General features: G+C 67.2%; 14 protein-coding genes. 1 reads left to right on the forward strand and 13 read right to left on the reverse strand.

Translation table 11 applies throughout. The features are described 5' to 3' along the window. Positions 1–135 precede the first annotated feature (135 nt). The gene (locus AC069I_RS02635; protein WP_478264701.1) at positions 136–1,164 is read left to right on the forward strand and encodes a hypothetical protein; all 1,029 of its coding nucleotides are present in this window, start codon (positions 136–138) and stop codon (positions 1,162–1,164) included. Positions 1,165–1,840: 676 nt separating this feature from the next. Here AC069I_RS02635 and AC069I_RS02640 read toward each other — a convergent pair. The 13 genes from AC069I_RS02640 to rplJ all read right to left on the reverse strand — a co-directional run bounded on the left by AC069I_RS02640 (position 1,841) and on the right by rplJ (position 14,864). Continuing rightward, entirely contained in the window at positions 1,841–2,773 is a 933-nt protein-coding gene (locus tag AC069I_RS02640; protein ID WP_478265149.1) for a hypothetical protein, read from the reverse strand. 84 nt (positions 2,774–2,857) lie between these two features. Further along, the gene (locus AC069I_RS02645) at positions 2,858–3,379 is read right to left on the reverse strand and encodes a hypothetical protein (protein ID WP_478224956.1); all 522 of its coding nucleotides are present in this window, start codon (positions 3,377–3,379) and stop codon (positions 2,858–2,860) included. 31 nt (positions 3,380–3,410) lie between these two features. Next, positions 3,411–4,676, reverse strand: a complete 1,266-nt coding sequence (locus AC069I_RS02650) for an MCE family protein (protein ID WP_478224955.1) — start codon at positions 4,674–4,676, stop codon at positions 3,411–3,413. Continuing rightward, entirely contained in the window at positions 4,676–5,875 is a 1,200-nt protein-coding gene (locus tag AC069I_RS02655) for an MCE family protein (RefSeq protein WP_478224954.1), read from the reverse strand. The genes AC069I_RS02650 and AC069I_RS02655 overlap by 1 nt, the downstream gene beginning before the upstream one ends. Continuing rightward, positions 5,875–7,053, reverse strand: coding sequence for an MCE family protein (locus AC069I_RS02660; protein ID WP_340684773.1), 1,179 nt, complete (start codon positions 7,051–7,053; stop codon positions 5,875–5,877). Before AC069I_RS02660 ends, AC069I_RS02655 begins: the two co-directional genes overlap by 1 nt. Next, a complete protein-coding gene (locus AC069I_RS02665) occupies positions 7,050–8,036 on the reverse strand; it encodes an MCE family protein (RefSeq protein WP_478264702.1) in 987 nt (328 codons plus the stop codon). The genes AC069I_RS02660 and AC069I_RS02665 overlap by 4 nt, the downstream gene beginning before the upstream one ends. After that, positions 8,033–9,064 (reverse strand): MCE family protein, encoded by a 1,032-nt coding sequence (locus AC069I_RS02670; protein ID WP_340684775.1) that lies wholly within the window; start codon positions 9,062–9,064, stop codon positions 8,033–8,035. Before AC069I_RS02670 ends, AC069I_RS02665 begins: the two co-directional genes overlap by 4 nt. Positions 9,065–9,233: 169 nt before the next feature. Next, positions 9,234–10,571, reverse strand: a complete 1,338-nt coding sequence (locus AC069I_RS02675; RefSeq protein ID WP_478224951.1) for an MCE family protein — start codon at positions 10,569–10,571, stop codon at positions 9,234–9,236. Beyond that, the gene (locus tag AC069I_RS02680; RefSeq protein WP_016331063.1) at positions 10,568–11,404 is read right to left on the reverse strand and encodes an MlaE family ABC transporter permease; all 837 of its coding nucleotides are present in this window, start codon (positions 11,402–11,404) and stop codon (positions 10,568–10,570) included. Before AC069I_RS02680 ends, AC069I_RS02675 begins: the two co-directional genes overlap by 4 nt. Positions 11,405–11,407: 3 nt before the next feature. Continuing rightward, on the reverse strand, positions 11,408–12,160 hold the full coding sequence (locus AC069I_RS02685) for an MlaE family ABC transporter permease (protein ID WP_125732839.1): 753 nt from the start codon (positions 12,158–12,160) through the stop codon (positions 11,408–11,410). Positions 12,161–12,198: 38 nt separating this feature from the next. Further along, positions 12,199–13,368: an ABC transporter ATP-binding protein gene (locus tag AC069I_RS02690; protein WP_478224950.1), complete on the reverse strand. Its 1,170-nt coding sequence runs from the start codon at positions 13,366–13,368 to the stop codon at positions 12,199–12,201. Between the two features lie 509 nt (positions 13,369–13,877). Continuing rightward, positions 13,878–14,264 (reverse strand): 50S ribosomal protein L7/L12, encoded by a 387-nt coding sequence (gene rplL / locus AC069I_RS02695; RefSeq protein WP_034304194.1) that lies wholly within the window; start codon positions 14,262–14,264, stop codon positions 13,878–13,880. Between the two features lie 48 nt (positions 14,265–14,312). Beyond that, positions 14,313–14,864 carry a 50S ribosomal protein L10 gene (rplJ, locus tag AC069I_RS02700; RefSeq protein WP_034304192.1) on the reverse strand — a complete coding sequence of 184 codons (552 nt, stop codon included), beginning with the start codon at positions 14,862–14,864 and terminating at the stop codon, positions 14,313–14,315. Between the last annotated feature and the right edge of the window lie 6 nt (positions 14,865–14,870).

Genomic DNA, 14,870 nt, shown 5'->3' on the forward strand with positions numbered 1-14,870 from the left:
GGCGGAACGCAGCGCCGCTTTGCGGGAGCTACGACGCTACGTCGCGGAACTGAGCGGCACAGGCGAGCCGAGGATGACCGTGATTCCTCGCTGGGCTGAAGCGTGCGGCCTGGTCCGGATCCACAGGGCGCCCACGTGCCGATGAAGAAAAACGCGAAGTTGCTCAAACAACCGCTAGAGCTCTGGGAGCGGGCCTACCGGGCGATGGAGGAAGCCGGTTACGGCTTCGTCGCCGAGGAACACCCGGTACCGTTTTCCTTCGGCCCCGTATTCCCCCAGTTCCTGGCCGCGCTCCGGATGACGCTGTATTCGGCGGCCGACAGCCTGATCCCCCTTGAACTCGTCTATGAACTCGCCGATGAAATGCCGTCGCTGCTCGCCGGACTCGACCTTGGCGTCGAACCCGATCCCGAGTGGCGGCACGGCCTCATGCTCACGCTGGATCTGATGGAACGGCTCGGCGCGGTCGAACGGAGCACGACGACCGACCCGGCGGAGCTGGCCAAGCTGGCCGAACTGACCGGCAAGGCAGCCCCCGACCCGACGCTCGTCGGGCTGACGCCGATCGGGGTGTGGGCGACCAATCGGATGCTCCGTGAGTCGGGGATCGACGCGCCGGTAGTGGGCGAGCTGGCCGGTGTGGGTCTCGACGAGATGTTCGCCCGTCTCTCGCTGTCCTCACCCGAGGTGATGGAAGCCGAGATCAGGGCATGGGTGAACCACCGTTCTCCGGGCGACGCCGCTCATGAGGCCGCGGAGTTCCTTCGACGGACCGAAAGCCCATCCGAGCGACTCCTCGCCTTCCTGACCCTGACCGAAGCCGGAGACCCTGGTTTGACCGCCGGCGCCCGCGTCCGATCCGAGGGCGGCGTCGCCGGAGCGGCGGCGGCGGTCTGGTTGGTCGAGCGAGGCGCGGTCACCCCGGAGACGATCGCCCCTGAGGAAATGGCCCTCGGGTTCGCCGACCATTTCGCGGCGTTGCACGAGTTGGGCGGCTTCCTCGATGAGCTGCGCTCAATGGATGACCAGGCGAGTGTCATCGAGGTTCTCGCGTCGGCCGCCCACCCGGCCAGGTTGGAACTGCTCGACGTGATCGCCGAGGACCACCCAGACCGGAAGATCGCGAAACAGGCCAAGGAGGCGCGGTACGCGCTGCGCCGCTGAAGCACTCTGCTCAGGGCCGGATCGCGTTTAGCCCGCTAAACGCGATCCGGCCGGAACGTCAGCGGGTGCCGGGGGCGTGAGTGACGGTTCGGGTCGGCACGTGAATCGTGAGGCTGGCGTGATCGGCGATGCACGGCGGTCAGTACCCGGGGTATCGCGAAGGCCTCCTCGAATACGGGGAAGGGCCCCTTCGCCGCGCCTCCGACGTGGCGCTGAGCGAGGTCCATGGTCTCGGTGTGTGTCGCGAATGCCACAGCGCGCGACGTCTGATGATGCCGTCGGGCATTCGGGCGGGGCGAGCCCAAGACGACAGAACCGGCCGTAGCTGTCCGCGAGGGATCCCTCTTTGACGGTGAAACGTCTGATTGACACCTATCTGCGCGGTTTCTGAACCGAGCCGACCTCCCAGGAGGTGTCCACAAGTGACATGCCGCACCAGTTGAGCGTCCGGTTCATGTCTGTCGTGAGTGATAAGGACGGTTATTGAGGGGTAAGGCAAACGTGGCATGGTCGGCGCAGGTGGTCGTGAGTGGGGTTTCGGGTTAGAACCCGAAACCCCACTCACGACCCGCGCAAGCGCCCTGACGAGAGCTAGTGTCCCTTGTGGACCGTTGACGTCTTGGGCGGCTCACCATGGCGGATCGCGTTCAGCGGGCTAAACGCGATCCGGGCGGGGTCACTTCGAGGGGGCCGGGGGTGCGGCGGGGGCCGAGGAAGCGGCCGGGTTGGGCGGAGCGGCGTAGGTGTTCATCGCCGTGATCTTCCACTTGTCGCCCTGCAGCTCCGCGTTCAAGTGCAGCTGCGCGCTCCCGGCGGTGGTCTTGTTCGTGTCGGCCCGCGTCGAGCTCTGGTCGACGAACACCATCACGTCGGCCCGGTCGCCTTCCAGCCGGATGACGGCGCTGCGGGTGACCTTGCAGGTCACGACCATCTTCTGCTGCGGGGCCAGCCGCTTGACCTCGCCCATCAGCAGGTTGTACTTCGCCCGCACCTCGTCGTTGACCAGCAGGTCACCCGCCGCGGTCTCGGTCTTCGCGATGTTGTTGTAGTCGTACGAGAACAGCGCCTCGGTCGCCTTCGCGACCTGGTCCTTGACCTGCGCGGTCTTCGCGACGTCCAGCAGCGCGGTGTTGTCCGTCGAGCTGGACACCTCGTCGGCCTGGATCTTGAAGAGCACCGCGGTCGCGGCCAGCAGCAGGCCGACGACGACCAGCGCACCCGCCAGGATCAGCTGCCTGGAACCCGGCTTCTTGGTCTCCGAAGAGTCTGAATCCTCATCGGAAGCGACCTCGGCTTCGGCTTCTTCGAGGTCGTCCGGCTTCTCTTCGGCAGCCGCGCGGACCTTCGCACGCGGGCTCGGCTTCGCGACAACCTCGTCTTCGGAGGGCTCTTCAGGGACCTCGACAGCGGCCACCGCATGCTCAGCCTCAGCCTCAACGGGCTCAGCCGTCTCAACGGTCTCAGGCTCGGGTTCAGGGGCAGGACGCGGAGCCGGTCGCGGCGACGGGCGGCGAACCGGCGCCGGCGTTTCGTCGACCTCGACCTCTGAAGCTGGGACTTCGGGAGAGGCGGGAGCAGGAGACGCACCGGGCCGTCGCAGGCCGGCCACCCGGGGGCGGCGCACCGGCGGAGTGCTGCGAGGGGGCTGGCGACGGGAGGGGGGCACTACGTGGCTCCGTTCTAGGTGACGCTCTTACTGACCGGCCGCGACGAGGGGCACGTTGTCGATCCCGGACAGCTTCCACTCATCGCCGACCCTGGTCATCGAGACCTCCAGGCGCAGCGCCTTCGAGCTCGCCTTGTCGCCCTGGGTGACCTGGGTGGAGATGGCGGCGAGGAAGCTCGCCTTGCCCTCGTGGTCGTCGAGCTCCTCGACCGCGATGTCCTGGATGGTGGTCACGACCTTGGTCTTCGCATCGCCGAGCGCCTTGCGGTAGGTCGGCTCCAGCTGGGCCAGCTGCTGGCTCATCTTGTCGTCGGAGACGGCCTTCTGCTTGGCGAAGAACTCGTCGAGTTTCTCGAAGTCGACCTCGGTGTACGCCTTGATCGCGGTGCCGCCCGCCCTGACCACTTCGTCCCGCGAGCGCGCCAGGTCGGCGTTGTCGTCCGACGCGGCCACGGCCCACATGACACCGAAGATCGCCGCGGCGACGAAGGCGGCGAGCGCGAACGCCGCCGCCCCGAGGACCAGGGTCCGCGATCGAGAAGAACTCATGACACTCCAGGTTAGATATACGGTCTCGGCCTCAGCCGGGCAGGCCCAGCAGCGTGCCGAGGGTGGGCAGGCTGACCCCTGGGCTCTGCAGGACGCTCGGCATGCCCTGTGCCGCGCGCAGGCTGGCCAGTTCCTCGGCCGAGCGGCCGGCGTTCGCCGCGACGTCGCCTTCCGACGGGATCTGCGGGACCCCGTTGTACGGCACGTTCTGCGAACCGCGCACGTTGATCGGGCTGCCCTTCGGCTCGGCGCAGTACGCGTCGTCCTTCGGCGCGCGAGGCGTCGTGTCGGTGCCTTCGCGGTACTTGTCGAGGCCGATGTAACCCTTGGTGCACGAAGGCGGGTTGAACAGGTTGAGCGCGAGGCCCAGGTGCGCGGTGCCGTCGTTGGCGACGCTGTTCGCGCCCGCGGCCAGCATCGGGTACGTCACCAGGCCCTGCTCGAGCCCGTCGAGCCGGGTCACCAGCAGGTTCGACGTCGTGAGCAGGTTCGCCGTCAGCGCGCCCAGCCCCGGTCCGGATTCGGCGAGCACCTCGCTGATCTGGTTCGCCACCTGCGGGGTGATCCCGATCAGCTTCCGGATGTCGGCGTCGGAGTTCTTCAGGGTGCCGGAGAGCTTGTTGAGGTCCGCGCTGAACGACTTCATCGAGCTCGCCATGTCGTTCTGCGTTTCGAGGACCTGCCCGCCCTTTTCCAGCAGCTGGACAGTCTGCGGCAGGTATTCCTGCGCGGTCGCGGTGAAGCTCCGCGCGGTGTCGAGCAGCCGCTGCAGGTCCGGACCGGTGCCGTTGAAGGCGTTGTACGACTCGTCGACGACCTTGCGCAGCGAGTCGGTCGGCACCGAAGCCGCGAGGCTGTCGAGGTCGCCGATGAGCTGCTCGGTGGGCACGGGAGTCTTGACCTTGTCGGCCGGGATGACCGAACCCGAGTTCAGGAACGGCCCGTTCTCGCTCTTCGGCCGCAGGTCGACGAACTGTTCACCGACCGCCGACCGGTTCGCGACGACGGCATCGAGATCGGCGGGCACCCGCGGGGCGTCCGGCGAGATGTTGAGGTCCGCCTCCAGCCCGGTCTTGGTCAGGCGCAGTTCGCCGACCCGGCCGATGTTGAAGCCCCGGTACGTGACCTCGGCGTTCTGGAAGATGCCGCCCGACTGCTTGAGCTGCAGTTTCACCGTGTAGCCCTCGTCGCCGAAGACCTGGCCGAGCCCGGCGAACCGGATCAGCGCGTACACGATGGCGACCACGGAGATGATCGCGAACGCGACCAGCTGGATCTTCGTCCTACGGACCAGCATCAGCCGGCACCTCCCGACAGCACGCCGAAGATACCGGCGGGTCCGGTCTGTTGCGGCTGTCCGCCGCCCTGCGGCGCGCTCGCCTGGCCGCCGGCGACACCGCCGACGCTGTCCGGGATCGGCAGCGGCGGGTTCGCGCCCGGCCCTTCGGTGCCGCCGGTCAGCCCCGGGACCGGGATGGCGTCCTTGAGCGGGTTCTCCCGGCTGCGGCCGAGGTTCTTGAGGATCTCGTTCAGGTTCAGGTCGATCTTCGCGAACAGGTTGAAGTAGTCGCCCTTGACGCCGTCGTAGGCGGCGTCGCTGAACGGGAAGGTCAGCAGGATCTCCAGCGCCTTCGGCAGATCCGAGCCCGCCTCGCCGAGCTTCTGCAGCGTCGGCTGCAGCGCCTTGAGGTCGGCGACGAGGTCTTCCTTGCTCTTGTTCACCGTGTCGACGGCGACCCCGGAGAGGTGGTTGAGCGCGTTCAGCATGGTCACCAGCTGACCGCGCTGCTGCTCCAGCACGCCGAGACCGGGGCCGAGGTTGTCGACCGCGCCGACCAGCTTGTCCTTCTGGCCGTTCAGGGTGAGCGAGAGCCGGTTCAGCCCGTCGAGCGCCCGCGTGATGTTCGCGGACTGCTTGTCCAGGTTCGTGACCAGCTCGTTGGTGTTGTTCAGCAGCGCCTTGAGCTCCGGCGAGCGGCCGGTGGTGGCGTTGTTGAGTTCCTTGGTGATGGTGTTGAGCTGTTCGACCCCGCCACCGTTGAGCAGCAGCGAAAGCGCGCCGAGCAGTTCTTCGACCTCGACGCTGCGGTTCGTGCGGGCCAGCGGGATCACGGCGTTGTCGGCGAGCTTGCCCTGCCCGTCGGCGGGCGCCGCCAGCTCGACGTACTTCTCACCGAGGAGACTGGACTGCTTGACGTTGGCGAGCGCGTTCGCCGGCAGCTTCACGTCGCCGTTGACCCGGAGGGTGACCTCGGCGTTCCAGCCGTCCTGGGTCAGCCCGATCGCTTCGACACGGCCGATGGCGACCTCGTTGACCTTCACCCCGGCCTGCGGGGTCAGGTCGAGCACGTCCCGGAACTGCACCTTGACCGTGTACGGGTGGTCGCCGAGTTCGGCGCCACCGGGCAGCGGGACGTCGTAGATCCCGCTGAACCCGCAGCCGCTCAACGTCAGCGCCGCGACCGTCCCGGAGGCGATAAGAGCGATCTTCTTCATCACTTCGCCCCCGAACCGTAGAGCTCACCGGCGATCGGGAGCGGAAGCGGCGGCAACTGGCCCGCCTGCGAAGACTGGATCACCTGCGCGATCGACGGCAGCGGCACCAGCCCGTCGACCAGTCCGGCGACCCCCTTGCACGCGTCGCCCAGCGCGTCGAGCGCGTCCGGGGTCTGCTTGAGCAGGTTGCACACCATCACCAGCGGCGGCTGGGTGAGCTCGTTGAGGTTGGCCCGCGCGTCGAGCGTGCCCGACGAGGCGTTGTAGGTGTTGACCAGGTTCCCGAGGCCGACCGGGGCGACGTCGAGGATCTCGGCGAGCGCGCCGCGCTGGTCCACGAGCACCTTGGTCACGCTGGCCAGCTTGTCCACATTGGACTTGAGCCGGTCGCGGTTCTTCTCGATGAACGCCTGCACCGCGGTGAGCGTGTCGGACAGCTGCTTCACCGTGGCCGAAAGGTTTTCCCGTTCGCCCGCGAGGAATCCGCTGACGTCGGCGAGCTGCCGCTCGAAGTCGCGGACCTGCTTGTCGCTGTTCACCAGCGTCTGCGAGAACGAGCCGAGGTTCTCGACGGTCTTGAACAGGTCGTCCTTGTTGCCCGACAACGTGCCCGCGGCCTGGCCGAGTTTCGTGATCGTGTCGTGCAGTGCCTGCCCGTTGCCGTCGAAGTTCTTGGCGGCGGTGTCGAGCAGGTTCGACAGCGAACCGTTCTTGTTGGCGCCGTTGGGCCCGAGCGACTTGCTGACCCGGGAGAGGCTGGCGGCGAGCTCGTCGACTTCCAGCGGGACCTCGGTGCGGTCGAGCCCGATGACGGCGCCGTCGGCGATCCGCGGGCCGCCCTTGTAGGCCGGGGCGAGCTGTACGTAGCGGTCACTGACCAGCGACGGCGACACGATGATCGCCTTCGCGTCCGCGGGCACGGCCACCGAACGGTCGTACTCGAGTTCGACGCGGACCTGGTTGCCCATCGGCTGGATCTTGGTGACCGTGCCCATGTCGACGCCGAGCATGCGGACACTGTTGCCCTCGTAGAGGCCGACGGTGCCGGCGAAGTACGCGGTCACGTGGTTGCGGCCGGCGTCCTTGAGCGTCCACCACAGCGCGCCGGCGACGACCAGCGCGAGCACGATCGCGATGGTGAAGCCGCGAGCCAATCCGGCTCCGAGACGGGTACTCATTTCTCGTAGCACCCCTTGTCGTTGATCGGCCCGAACGACGGCAGGACCAGCCCGCAGATGTAGTTGTCGAACCAGCGGCCGTTGCCGATCGTGTTCGTGAACACCCGGATGAACGGCGCGAACCGCGCGATGCCCTGGCCGAGGGCGTCCTGGTTGCGCTGGAGCATCGAGGTCAGCTGGTCGAGCTGGGTGAGCACCGGGTCGAGCTGCGCGTCGTTGTCGTCGACCAGGCCCTTGAGCTGGGTGGCGAGGTTGCGCGAGCCGTCCAGCAGCGCGGAGATCGCGTCTTTGCGCTTGGCCACCTCGCCGAGCAGCTTGTTGCCGTCGGCGAGCAGCTTCTGGAACTCGGCGTCGCGGTCGACGAGCGTCTGCGAGACCTGCCGCGTGTTCGCGAGCAGGCTCGACAGCTGCGAGTCACGCTTGGCGATGGTGTCCGAAAGCCGGGAAAGGCCGTTCAGGGCGCCCTTCACGTCGGCCGGGGTGTCCGCGAACGTGTCCGTGATGACGTCGAAGCTCTTCGCCAGCTGCGTCGTGTCGATGTCGTCGACGGTCTGCGAAAGCCCGCGGAAGGCGTCGAGGACGTCGAACGGCGACATCGTGCGCTCACGCGGGATCGTCGCGCTCGGGTCGAGCGTGCGCTGCCCCTGCGGGTCGAGCGCCAGGTACTTCTGGCCGAGCACGGTCTTGATCTTGATGGCCGCGCTGGTCTTGTCACCCAGCCAGGCGTCCTTGACCTTGAAGGAGATCCGGACCTTGTCGCCGTCGAGCTTGATCTCGGAGACCTTGCCGACCTTCACGCCGGCGACCCGCACGTCGTTGTCCTCCTGCAGGCCGGAAGCCTCGCTGAAGTCCGCGGAGTACGTCGTCCCGCCGCCGATGACCGGCAGGTCCTCCGAGTTGAGCGCGGCGAGGAAACCGAGCAGCAGCACCGAGATGCCGACCAGCGCGATCGGGATCGGATTGCGTTTCTGGAACGACTTCATGCCGTGCACCTCGCCCGGTTCACCGGCAGCAGCGGCAGGTTGATCGGTTCGTTGATCAGCGGAGGCAGGGCGACGGCTCCCGTCATCTCACAAGCGAAGAAGTTGAACCAGGAGCCGTAGTCGGCCGTGCGGGTCAGCGCCGTCACCTTCTGCGGCAGGAACTGGATGAAGTGCTCGACGATCGGCTGGCTGTCGTTGAGGTTCTTCGTCAGCGTGCCGAGCGCGGCGATGTCCTGCTTGAGCGGCTCGCGGGCCTCGCCGAGCAGACCGGAGGTCGTCTGGGCGAGGGTGCCGAGCGAGTCGATGGCGTCGCCGATCGGCTCGCGGTCCGCGGCCAGCCCGGAGACCAGCTGCTGCAGCTTGACGATCAGGTCGTTCAGCTGCGGCGTATGCGCGTTGACCGTGTCGAGCACCGAGTTCAGATTGTCGATGACCTCGCCGATCACCTTGTCCTTGTCGGCGATCGTGGTGGCCAGCGACGCGGTGTGCTTCAACAGGCTTTCGACCGTGCCGCCCTCGCCCTGAAGGACCTGGATGACCTCGTAGGACAGCTTGTTGATGTCGTCCGGGTTGAGCGCGGTGAACAGCGGCTTGAACCCGTTGAACAACTGCGTCAGGTCGAGCGCGGGCGTGGTCCGCTCCAGCGGGATGTTCCCGCCGGGCTCCAGTGTCTTGCCGGAGGTGTCGGTGCCCTGCCCGAGTGAGAGGTAGCGCTGGCCGACCAGGTTCCGGAACTTGATCTGCGCGGTCACCCCGGCGGGCAGTTTGCGGCCGGCGTCCACTTCGAACTCGATCTCGGCCTGACGCCGGTCGACGATGCGGACCTCCTTGACCTGCCCGACCCGGACACCGGCGATGCGGACGTCGTCGTTGGGCAGCACGAGGGTCGCGTCGCTGAACCGCGCCTTGTAGGCGTTGGTACTGGTGGTGTTCACGTTGGCGATGCTGATCCCGAGGATGGTCGTGAACAGCACGGTGACGACGATGAAGGCGCCGAGTTTGATCAGCGGAGCGAGCAGACCCCTCATGCCCTTCCCCCGTTCGCGCGCGATCGCGATCGCCTGGCCAGGCCGCGGCTACCAGCCGAAACCGGCGGTCGTGCGGAGAAGGCGGCCTGCCCCCGCGATAGCGAGGCCTCCGGCCGGAGCGCGCGCGCTCCGGCCGCCTTCTCGACCAGGGGCGCAACTACCGTTCCAGTCATTTGACGTGCACCTCCGCTCCTCGATAGAGCGGGCCGACGAGCAGCGAGCCCCAGCCGGGCACGTCCGACGCGGCCATGCCGACCTGCGGGGCGACCAGCTGCGCGAGGAAGTCCGATTCGGACGCGCTGTAGGACGGGCTACCGCCGGGCGCTCCCCCGCCGTTGTAGCCGCCGTAGTTCGCGAAGCCGTTCGAAGGCGAGAGACCGTCGTTCGCCGAGCGTGCCGGGGGTTTGACCGTGCTGCCGTCCTTGATCGGGCCGTCCGGCGGGTACTGCGGGAACGGGTCCGGGAACTGCTTCAGGTCGTAGCAGCGCGGACCGCGTTTGTCCTCGAACCTCGGCTCGTCCTTGCCCGGCAGGTACGGCCCGCGGTTGACGGTGACCTCGATGGTCGCGTGCAGACCGGGCCGGTCGGTGCCCTTGCCGAGGGCCTTGTCGATCTTCGGCAGGTTGGCCGCCATCTGCCCGATCACGCACGGGTACTCCGGCGAGTACTTCGCCAGCAGCTCCGCCGTCGGGCGGGCGGTGTCGGCGAGCCGGATCAGGTTGTCCGCGTTGTTCCGCAGGAACGTCTGCAGATCGACCGAAGCCTGGGTGACGCTGCCGTAGAGGTTCGCCAGGTTCATCTTCTGGTCAACCACGGTGCGGGTGGTGGTGCTCAGGTTGTCCAGGGTCTGCACCAGATCCGGGGCGACGGCGTCGAGGTTGTCCGAGAACTTCGCGAGCTCCTTGAGGTTCTGCTGGAGCTTGGGCTCGTGCGGGTTCAGTTCGCCGACGTAATTGCCGAGCTGCGCGAGGGTGTCGCCGAGTTGGTCGCCGCGGCCGTTGAGCGCGGTCGAGATCGCCGAAAGCGTGCTCGACAGCTTCTGCGGCTGGACGGCCTGCAAGACCGGCATCAGGTGGGCGAAGGCCTGCTCCAGCTCGACCGCGCCGGACGTACGGTCCTGGGTGATCACGTCGCCCTCGGCGATCGTCTTCTCCGAAGGCACGTCCGGGATTTCGAGGGAAACGAAGCGCTCACCGAACAAGGTCTTCGGCAGGAATCGCGCCGAAACGTTCTGGGGGATCAGTTTCGCCGACTCCGGATTCAGCGCGAGCGTGAGTTCGGCGCCGTCCGGCGTCGCGGCGATGTCCTTCACCGAACCGACGATCAGACCGCGGACCTTCACGTCGGACTGCTTCAGCAACTGGTTCCCGATGTTGCCCGACTGGAGCTTCACGCTGACGACGGGCGTGAACGCCCTTTGGTACAGCGCGATGCTCAGCGCCACTCCGCCGATGAGCACGGCGACCAGAAGCAGGCCCAGCAGCCTGCGCCGGATTGTCGCGATCATCCTGCGATCCTCACCGTGACGTCGGTTCCCCAGATCGCGAAACCGATGAAGAAGTTCATGATGGACACCGTGACGATGCTCAGCCGGACCGCTTTACCGACGGCCACGCCGACACCGGCGGGGCCACCGGAGGCCCGGTATCCGAAATAGCAATGGGACAGGATGATCAAGACGCTGAACAACAGCACCTTGATGAAGGAATACAACACATCCTGTGGTGGTAGGAACAGGTCGAAATAATGGTCGTAGGTACCCGCTGACTGGTTGTAGATGTAGATAACGACCAACCGCGACGCGAGATACGAACTCAGCAGGCCGATGACGTACAGCGGGATGACCGCGACGAAACCGGCGATGATCCGCGTGGTCACCAGGTACGGCAGGCTCGGCACGCCCATGACCTCGAGCGCGTCGATCTCCTCCGAGATACGCATCGCGCCCAGCTGGGCGGTGAACCCGGCGCCGACCGTCGCCGAAAGCGCGAGCCCGGCGACCAGCGGGGCGATCTCGCGGGTGTTGAAGAAGGCGGTCAGGAAGCCGGTGAAGGCCGAGGTGCCGATCGAGTTCAGCGCCGAGTAACCCTGAAGACCGACGAGGACACCGGTGAACAGGGTCAGGCCGACCATCACGCCGACCGTGCCGCCGATGACCGCGAGCGAGCCGGAACCGAAGCTCACCTCGGCGAGCAGCCGTAGAACTTCTTTCATGTAGCGGCGAAGCGTCCTCGGCGTCCACAGCAACGCGCGGCCGTAGAACGACATCTGGTCACCGAGGTTGTCCAGAGTCTGCAAAGGACGGTTGGCGACCCGCTTGGCGCCCTGGAGGAAGGTCATGCGTCAGTCCAGCTTTCCGGGCACGATCTGCAGGTAGATCAGCGTGATCACGAAGTTCACCACGAACAGCATGAGGAACGTGATGACGACCGACTGGTTCACCGCGTCACCGACGCCCTTCGGGCCGCCGGACGGGTTCAGTCCCCGGTAGGAGGCGACGACCGCGGCGATGAAGCCGAAGATCAGCGCCTTCAGCTCGCCGACCCAGAGGTCCGGCAGCTGGGCCAGCGCGGAGAAGCTCGCCAGGTACGCGCCCGGCGTCCCGCCCTGGAGGACGACGTTGAAGAAGTACCCGCCGAGCACGCCGATGACGCTGACCATGCCGTTCAGCAGGAGCGCCACCAGCATCATCGCGAGCACACGCGGCACGATCAGGCGCTGCACCGCGGAGACCCCGAGCACCTCCATGGCGTCGATCTCTTCGCGGATCGTCCGCGCGCCGATGTCCGCGCAGACCGCGCTACCGCCGGCGCCCGCGACCAGCAGCGCCGTGACCAGCGGACTGGCCTGCTGCACGGTGGCGAGCACCGACCCGGCGCCCGTGTAGGACTGGGCGCCGAGCTGGCGGGCGAGCGATCCGAACTGCAGCGAGATGACCGCGCCGAACGGGATCGCGACGAGCGCCGTCGGCAGGATCGTGACGCTCGCGATGAACCAGGCCTGCTGGATGAACTCCCGCAGCTGGAACGGGCGCTGGAAAATGCCACGAACGATGTCGAGGCCGAGAGCGAACAGGTTCCCGGTCTCGCGCACCATGCCGATCCCGGGGATCTTCGCCGATGAAGCGGAAGAGCTCACGCGCCACCCGACCCCGGATCTTGTGGCCGCAAGCGGTGGTTGCCCGCTCTCCCGGGATGCGGGATGTGGGCGACCTGGTCGTCGGGCAGCTGGCCCTGGTGGTGGTTCGGGATCGAGGTCTCGGCGGGCGACGACCGGTGGCCGGCGGTCGCGAGGCGCTGCGGGCGGACACCGTAACGCTGCTGCTCCTCCGGGGAGAGCGACTCGATGATGCTCTGCTGCGCCTCGGGCGGCAGGCCGTGCAGGATCTGCATGACGCGGTCCTTGCGGCGGACCGCGCCCATCCGGGTCGGCACGCCGGGCGTCGGCTGCATCTGCGGCGGCACCCCGCTGACGTCCTCGACACCGCCCGCGTGGTGACCGGCCTCGAACATCGCGCGCTCCGCGGCGAGCTGGGCCGAGTCCTTCTCCTCGCTCATGCCGATGGGGCCGTCCATCTTGCCGTTGAGGAACTGCTTGACTACCGGCTCCTCGCTGGTCAGCAGCACCTCGCGCGGGCCGAACATGACCAGTTCTTTGCGGAAGAGCATGCCCAGGTTGTCCGGGACGGTGCGGGCGAGGTTGATGTTGTGCGTGACGATCAGGAACGTCGCGTCGATCTGCGCGTTGACGTCGAGGAAGAGCTGGGAGATGTAGGTGGTGCGGACCGGGTCGAGACCGGAGTCCGGCTCGTCGACCAGGATGATCTGCGGGTCGAGCACCAGGGCGCGGGCGAGCCCGGCGCGCTTGCGCATACCGCCGGAGATCTCGCCGGGCAGCTTCTTGTCGGCGCCGTTGAGACCGGTCATCTCGAGCTTCTCGAGCACGATCCGGCGGACCTCGGTCTCCGACTTCTTCGTGTGCTCCCGCAGGGGGAACGCCACGTTGTCGTAGAGGTTCATCGAGCCGAAGAGCGCGCCGTCCTGGAAAAGGACGCCGAAGAGCTTGCGCACCTCGTAGAGCTGGTGTTCGGAGCACGTCACGATGTCGACGCCGTTGATCATGCAACGGCCACGGTCCGGCTTGAGCAGACCGATCATCGACTTCAAGAAGACGGACTTACCGGTTCCGGACGGACCGAGCATCGCCGAAACCTCGCCCGGAGGCAGGGTCAGCGTGACGTCCCGCCAGATGGCCTGCTTACCGAAGGACTTGGAAAGACCTTCGATGACCACCTCGGCACCCATCGCACCTCCAGGAGCTGTTCCGCGTCGTCGCGCACTGCCTTCCCGTGCCACTGGCCCGGGAGGACGCATGCGTTCGCGCAGCGATACCCGCGTCAACCAGGTGCAACGAGCTGAGTGCGAACAGGTTACTCACCAGTTTTCTTTTCTGGCCAGACCCACGGGTAACTTTTCGCGCAGCCCGCCGCCTGCCCGTGCACCGCTTGCAGCACCGTAGTGCACGTCACTCCCGCGCGCAGATCCACAGCGGCACTGCCCAGGCCGGATCGCGATTAGGGGGCTAAACGCAGGTCAGGGCCCCTGCCGTCCTCCGCGCCGCGCGGATCGCGTTTAGCGGGCTAAACGCGATCCGATGCCCTGGGCGCGCCCAGATGCTTAGCGTGGCTACGCGTCGCGATCAGGGGGCTAAACGCAGGTCGGGGCGGGAGGAGCCGGAGACAGCGAAGGGGCGGGCATCCGTGTGGATGCCCGCCCCTTCGGCGGTGCTGCGTTAGGCGCTGACGCGCCCGGGATCACTTGATGGTGATCTTGGCGCCCGCGGCCTCGAGCTTCTCCTTGGCGGCCTCGGCGGCCTCCTTGTCAACCTTCTCCAGGAGGGCCTTGGGAGCGGCCTCGACCAGCTCCTTGGCCTCCTTCAGGCCCAGACCCGAGACGACCTCACGGACGACCTTGATGACCTGGATCTTCTTGTCACCGGCGGACTCGAGGACGACGTCGAACTCGTCCTGCTCCTCGGCGGCCGCGGCGGGGGCGGCACCCGGGGCGGCGGCGACGACGGCAGCCGGGGCGGCCGCGGTCACGTCGAAGGTGGTCTCGAATTCCTTCACGAACTCGGACAGCTCAAGAAGGGTGAGCTCCTTGAAGGCGTCGATCAGCTCGGCGGTGCTCAGCTTCGCCATGGTGGCTTTCCTCTCTGAAACGAACTAAAAGTTCGGGGGTGGGGGTGTTCAGCTCTCGGCGGGTGCTTCGGCTGCTTCGGTACCGGCGTTGCGCTGCTTCTCCTCCAGCGCGGCAGCCAGGCGGGCGACCTGGGACGCCGGCGCCTGGAACAGCGCGGCGGCCTGGGACAGCTTCGCCTTGAACGCGCCCGCCGCCTTGGCGAGCAGGACCTCACGGCTGTCGAGATCGGCGATCTTGGTGATCTCGTCCACGGACAGCGTCTTGCCGTCCATGTAGCCGCCCTTGATCACAAGCGCGTTGTTGTCCTTCGCGAAGTCGCGAAGCGCCTTCGCGGCGTCAACAGCTTCACCTTCGACGAAGGCGATCGCGGTCGGGCCGACGAACAGGTCCTCGAGACCCTCGATTCCGGCGTCCGTGGCGGCACGCTTGACGAGGGTGTTCTTCGCGACCCGGTACTTGGCATTGGTGCCGAGAGCGCGGCGCAGCTGGGACAGCTGGGACACGGAGAGGCCGGTGTACTGGGTAACGACTGTGGCCGAGCTGCTGCGGAAGCTCTCCGCGATCTCGGCGACGGCCGCCTCCTTGTCGGGCTTCGCCATGGTCGC

Source organism: Amycolatopsis sp. NPDC043885, from assembly GCF_056435685.1.

What these genes read in the sequence shown, in the direction of transcription:
- AC069I_RS02660 (WP_340684773.1), bottom strand. Translation starts at nt 7,053, where the DNA reads ATGAGTACCCGTCTCGGAGCCGGATTGGCTCGCGGCTTCACCATCGCG.
- AC069I_RS02645 (WP_478224956.1), bottom strand. Translation starts at nt 3,379, where the DNA reads ATGAGTTCTTCTCGATCGCGGACCCTGGTCCTCGGGGCGGCGGCGTTC.
- rplJ (WP_034304192.1), bottom strand. Translation starts at nt 14,864, where the DNA reads ATGGCGAAGCCCGACAAGGAGGCGGCCGTCGCCGAGATCGCGGAGAGC.
- AC069I_RS02680 (WP_016331063.1), bottom strand. Translation starts at nt 11,404, where the DNA reads ATGACCTTCCTCCAGGGCGCCAAGCGGGTCGCCAACCGTCCTTTGCAG.
- AC069I_RS02685 (WP_125732839.1), bottom strand. Translation starts at nt 12,160, where the DNA reads ATGGTGCGCGAGACCGGGAACCTGTTCGCTCTCGGCCTCGACATCGTT.
- AC069I_RS02655 (WP_478224954.1), bottom strand. Translation starts at nt 5,875, where the DNA reads ATGAAGAAGATCGCTCTTATCGCCTCCGGGACGGTCGCGGCGCTGACG.
- AC069I_RS02650 (WP_478224955.1), bottom strand. Translation starts at nt 4,676, where the DNA reads ATGCTGGTCCGTAGGACGAAGATCCAGCTGGTCGCGTTCGCGATCATC.
- AC069I_RS02665 (WP_478264702.1), bottom strand. Translation starts at nt 8,036, where the DNA reads ATGAAGTCGTTCCAGAAACGCAATCCGATCCCGATCGCGCTGGTCGGC.
- AC069I_RS02670 (WP_340684775.1), bottom strand. Translation starts at nt 9,064, where the DNA reads ATGAGGGGTCTGCTCGCTCCGCTGATCAAACTCGGCGCCTTCATCGTC.
- AC069I_RS02690 (WP_478224950.1), bottom strand. Translation starts at nt 13,368, where the DNA reads ATGGGTGCCGAGGTGGTCATCGAAGGTCTTTCCAAGTCCTTCGGTAAG.
- rplL (WP_034304194.1), bottom strand. Translation starts at nt 14,264, where the DNA reads ATGGCGAAGCTGAGCACCGCCGAGCTGATCGACGCCTTCAAGGAGCTC.
- AC069I_RS02675 (WP_478224951.1), bottom strand. Translation starts at nt 10,571, where the DNA reads ATGATCGCGACAATCCGGCGCAGGCTGCTGGGCCTGCTTCTGGTCGCC.